We start from the raw sequence: 4,396 nt of genomic DNA on the forward strand, positions 1-4,396 counted from the left end.
GGCGCCCTGCTCGCCACCGCGCAGGTGGCGCTGTTCGACCGGGCGAAGGCGCGCTACCGCGCGGGCTTCGGCGCGATCGACCCCGCCGAGATCGACGAGATGCGGCTCGTCGATCTCACCACGGCGATCTGGTTTCGCGAGGTGCTGGAACATGCGCGCGAGGCGCTCGGCCATTACGCCGTGTTTCTCCGCGCCGCCCAGGCGCCCGGCGAGAGCGTGGCGCTGCGCGCCGCCATCGCGGCCACGCTGCGCGACCAGCACGGAGCCTGGCGCCGGCGGCTGGCGGCGATTGCCGCCGCACCGCCGCACCCCGCCGGCCCGCTCGCGGTGCAGGCCGTCTTCGTCGGCAAGCTGATCCGCGCCGCCGCCACCGGGGCGGACACGGCGCTGCTCGCGCTGGCGCGGGAGGATTTCGCCGCCGCGATCGCCGGGGCGATCCGCCCGGAAAAACCGTACGCTCATCCAAAACCGGCTTGCCAGCCGGGCCCGCCTGGCTTAGCTGAACAGAGAGAAGCGCCGCTTCGCGGCCCGGAACCATAAGGGAGGACCGGCATGATCGATCCGGCATCGCTGTTTTCGCTACAGGGCCGCGTCGCCCTCGTCACCGGCGGCTCGCGCGGCATCGGCCGGGTGATCGCCGAGGGCTTCCTCGCCCAGGGCGCGCGGGTCTACATCTCGGCGCGCAAGGCGGAGCAGTGCCACGCGGCCGCCGCCGAACTCGGCCCCGACTGCATCGCCGTGCCGGCCGATATCTCGACCGTCGAGGGCGCGCGCGCGCTGGCCGCGACCATCGCCGAACGCGAGCCGGCGCTCGACATCCTGGTGAACAACGCCGGTGCCGCCTGGGGCGCGCCGTTCGACAGCTTCCCCGAACATGGCTGGGACAAGGTGTTCGACGTCAACGTGAAGGCGCCGTTCTTCCTCACCCAGGCGCTGCACGGCGCGCTGAAGGCGGCGGCGCGGCCCGACCGCCCGGCCAAGGTGATCTGCGTCGGCTCGATCGACGGGCTGCGCGTCAACGCCTGGGAGACCTACAGCTACCAGGCCTCGAAAGCGGCGATCCATCACCTGATGCGGCGGATGGCGGCGCGGCTGATCCACGACAACATCGTCGCCAGCGCCATCGCCCCCGGCGCGTTCCCCTCCGAGATGAACCGCGCCGCCCGCGACCGGGGCGACAGGGTCGCCGCCGCGATTCCCGCCCGCCGCATCGGCCGCGCCGAGGACATGGCGGGTGCCGCGATCTATCTTGCCAGCCGCGCCGGCGATTATGTCGTCGGCCAGGTGCTCACCGTCGATGGCGGGCTCGTCGCCGCCAACCCGGTGGAGACGGCCGAACCCTGAGGCCGCCCCATCCCTTTTTCCGCCAGAGGAGCGAACAGACATGCGTGACGCCGTAATCGTCTCGACCGCCAGAACCCCGATCGGCCGCGCCTATCGCGGCGCCTTCAACGCCACCCCCGCCCCCACCCTCGCCGCCCACGCGCTGCGCGAGGCGGTGCGCCGCGCCGGGATCGACCCCGCCGAGATCGACGACTGCCTGATCGGCAGCGCCCTGCCCCAGGGCGGGCAGCACACGATCGGCCGCACCGCCGCCCTCCGCGCCGGCCTGCCCGTCACCGTGCCGGGCATGACGATGGACCGGCAATGCTCCTCAGGGCTGATGACCATCGCCACCGCGGCGAAGCAGGTCATCGTCGACCGGATGGACGTGGTGCTGGCCGGCGGCGTCGAATCGATCTCGACGGTGCAGACCGAGGCGATGCGGGTCGATCGCGATCCCGAGCTCCTCGCCCTGCACGCCGACACCTACATGCCGATGATCGACACCGCCGAGGTGGTGGCGAAGCGCTACAACGTCTCGCGCGAGGCGCAGGACGCCTACGCCCTGCAATCGCAGCTTCGCACCGCCAGCGCCCAGCAGGCCGGCCGGTTCGATGCCGAGATCATCCCCGTCACCGCGACCAAGACGGTGACGGACCGCGCCACCGGCGCCACCAGCCAGCAGACCGTCACCCTCGCCGCCGACGAGGGCAACCGGCCCGACACCACTGCCGAGGGCCTCGCCGGGCTCAAGCCGGTGCGCGAGGGCGGCTGCATCACCGCCGGCAATGCCAGCCAGCTGTCGGACGGCGCCTCGGCCTGCGTGGTGATGGAGGCGAAGCTCGCCGAGAAGCGCGGCCTGCAGCCGCTCGGCCGTTATGTCGGCATGGCCGTCGCCGGCACCGAGCCGGACGAGATGGGCATCGGCCCGGTCTTCGCGGTGCCCAAGCTGCTGTCGCGCTTCGGCCTCGGCGTCGGCGATATCGGCCTGTGGGAGCTGAACGAGGCCTTCGCCGTGCAGGTGCTCTATTGCCGCGACCGTCTCGGCCTGCCGGACGAACTGCTCAACGTCGATGGCGGCTCGATCTCGATCGGCCATCCCTATGGCATGTCCGGCGCCCGCATGGTCGGCCACGCGCTGATCGAGGGCAAGCGCCGCGGCGCGCGCCACGTGGTGGTGACGATGTGCGTCGGCGGCGGGATGGGCGCTGCCGGCCTGTTCGAGGTTCTGTGAGCGCCCCGCCGCTCACCCTCGCCGACTATCGCGCGCTGGTCGGCACCGAGGTCGGCTGTTCGGACTGGATCGAGGTCGGCCAGGCGCGGATCGACGCCTTCGCCGAGGTGACGGACGATGACCAGTTCATCCATGTCGATCCCGAACGCGCCCGCGAAACCCCGTTCGGCGGGACCATCGCGCACGGCTTCCTCACCCTCTCGCTGCTCAGCCGCATGGCGTACGACACGCTGCCGAGGCTCGCGGGGGTGGCGATGTCGGTGAATTACGGGATGAACAGCCTGCGCTTCCTCGCCCCGGTCCGCGCCGGCTCGCGCATCCGCGGCCGTTTCGCCCTCGCCGGTCTCTCCGAGAAGGGCGAGCGGCGCCTCCTGCTGACGCATGACGTGACGGTGGAGATCGAGGACCAGCCGAAGCCGGCCCTGATCGCGCAATGGCTCTCGATGCTCGCCCTCGCGTGATCGCCCCCGCTCTGGCCGGGGCCGCGCGCCCCGGCTAACCTCCGCGCCTCGCCCGCCACGGGCTGAACCGTTCGGAGGTCCCTGATGGAATACACGAAACTCGGCGCCACCGGCCTCGAGGTCTCGCGCATCTGCCTCGGCTGCATGAGCTTCGGCGTGCCCGATCGCGGCAACCACGCCTGGACGCTCGACGAGGCGAGCAGCCGCCCGATCATCCGCCGCGCGCTCGAAGCCGGCATCAACTTCTTCGACACCGCCAACGTCTATTCCGACGGCACCAGCGAGGAAATCGTCGGCCGCGCCCTGCGCGACTACGCGCGGCGCGACGAGGTGGTGATCGCGACCAAGGTGAACGGCCGCATGCGCCCCGGCCCGAACGGCGCCGGCCTGTCCCGCCGGGCGATCATGACCGAGATCGACAACAGCCTCCGCCGCCTCGGCACCGACCATGTCGATCTCTACCAGATCCACCGCTGGGACTATTCGACGCCGATCGGGGAAACCCTGGAGGCGCTGCACGACGTGGTGAAGGCGGGCAAGGCCCGCTATATCGGCGCCTCCTCGATGTTCGCCTGGCAGTTCGCCACCGCGCTGGCCACCGCCGAGCGCCATGGCTGGACGCGCTTCGTCTCGATGCAGAACTACCTCAACCTGCTCTATCGCGAGGAGGAGCGCGAGATGCTGCCGCTCTGCCGCGCCGCCGGCGTCGGCGTGATCCCCTGGAGCCCGCTCGCCCGCGGCCGCCTCACCCGCGACTGGGACGACGCCACCGCCCGCGCCGAGACCGACGAATTCGGCAAGACCCTCTACGCCGCCACCGAGGCGGCCGACCGCAAGGTGGTCGAGGCCGTCGCCGCGATCGCCGCCGAACGCGGCCTCAAGCGCGCCCAGGTCGCCCTCGCCTGGGTGCTCTCGCGCCCCGGCGTCACCGCGCCCATCGTCGGCGCCACCAAGCTCGCCCATCTGGAGGACGCGATCGAGGCGATCGGCGTCACCCTCGGCGCCGAGGAGATCGCCCGGCTCGAAGCCCCCTACGTGCCGCACGCGGTGGTCGGCTTCTCGTAATCCGGACCGGCATCGGACGCGACGGACTCAGACGGGTCGAAATCAGACGGGCAGCCTGTCCTCGGCGTCGGTCAGCCCCGGCGCCGTCGCCCAGGCGAGTTCCACTAGCGTGACGATGCGCCGCCCCGCCCCGTCGAGCTGGCAGACGATCAGCCCCTGCTCCTCCATATAGGCGAGCAGCCGCCGCGCCCGTCCGAGCGACCGCGTGCCATAGGCCCGCGCGATCGCCGGGTCGCCCGGGCAGGGCAGCCCGTCCCGCGCGGCGCGGGCGAGCATCAGGAAAATCCCCTGCATGTCCTCGGGCAGGATCGCG

4 protein-coding genes and 2 pseudogenes are annotated in these 4,396 nt (G+C 71.9%); 5 read left to right on the top strand and 1 reads right to left on the bottom strand.

Annotation, left to right across the window (positions count from 1 at the left end):
• The 5 genes and pseudogenes from APM_RS13395 to APM_RS13415 all read left to right on the top strand — a co-directional run.
• Positions 1-540 (top strand): annotated as a pseudogene (locus APM_RS13395) (TetR/AcrR family transcriptional regulator); the annotation flags it as partial.
• Positions 541-552: 12 nt separating this feature from the next.
• On the top strand, positions 553-1,344 hold the full coding sequence (locus APM_RS13400) for an SDR family oxidoreductase (protein WP_007423900.1): 792 nt from the start codon (positions 553-555) through the stop codon (positions 1,342-1,344).
• Between the two features lie 40 nt (positions 1,345-1,384).
• Positions 1,385-2,557 carry an acetyl-CoA C-acyltransferase gene (locus APM_RS13405; RefSeq protein ID WP_007423901.1) on the top strand — a complete coding sequence of 391 codons (1,173 nt, stop codon included), beginning with the start codon at positions 1,385-1,387 and terminating at the stop codon, positions 2,555-2,557.
• Positions 2,554-3,018, top strand: a complete 465-nt coding sequence (locus tag APM_RS13410; protein WP_007423902.1) for a MaoC family dehydratase — start codon at positions 2,554-2,556, stop codon at positions 3,016-3,018. Before APM_RS13405 ends, APM_RS13410 begins: the two co-directional genes overlap by 4 nt.
• An 84-nt stretch (positions 3,019-3,102) precedes the next feature.
• Entirely contained in the window at positions 3,103-4,083 is a 981-nt protein-coding gene (locus APM_RS13415; RefSeq protein WP_007423903.1) for an aldo/keto reductase, read from the top strand.
• Between the two features lie 42 nt (positions 4,084-4,125).
• On the opposite strand, the pseudogene APM_RS13420 reads toward APM_RS13415, so the two are convergent.
• A pseudogene (locus tag APM_RS13420) lies at positions 4,126-4,396 on the bottom strand (ATP-binding protein); the annotation flags it as partial.

It is taken from the genome of Acidiphilium sp. PM (assembly GCF_000219295.1).
In the GTDB taxonomy this organism is placed as follows: domain Bacteria; phylum Pseudomonadota; class Alphaproteobacteria; order Acetobacterales; family Acetobacteraceae; genus Acidiphilium; species Acidiphilium multivorum.

Bases quoted from the DNA above. Each gene is read 5' to 3' on its own strand.
- APM_RS13415 (WP_007423903.1), top strand. From the start codon at position 3,103: ATGGAATACACGAAACTCGGCGCCACCGGCCTCGAGGTCTCGCGCATC.
- APM_RS13400 (WP_007423900.1), top strand. From the start codon at position 553: ATGATCGATCCGGCATCGCTGTTTTCGCTACAGGGCCGCGTCGCCCTC.
- APM_RS13405 (WP_007423901.1), top strand. From the start codon at position 1,385: ATGCGTGACGCCGTAATCGTCTCGACCGCCAGAACCCCGATCGGCCGC.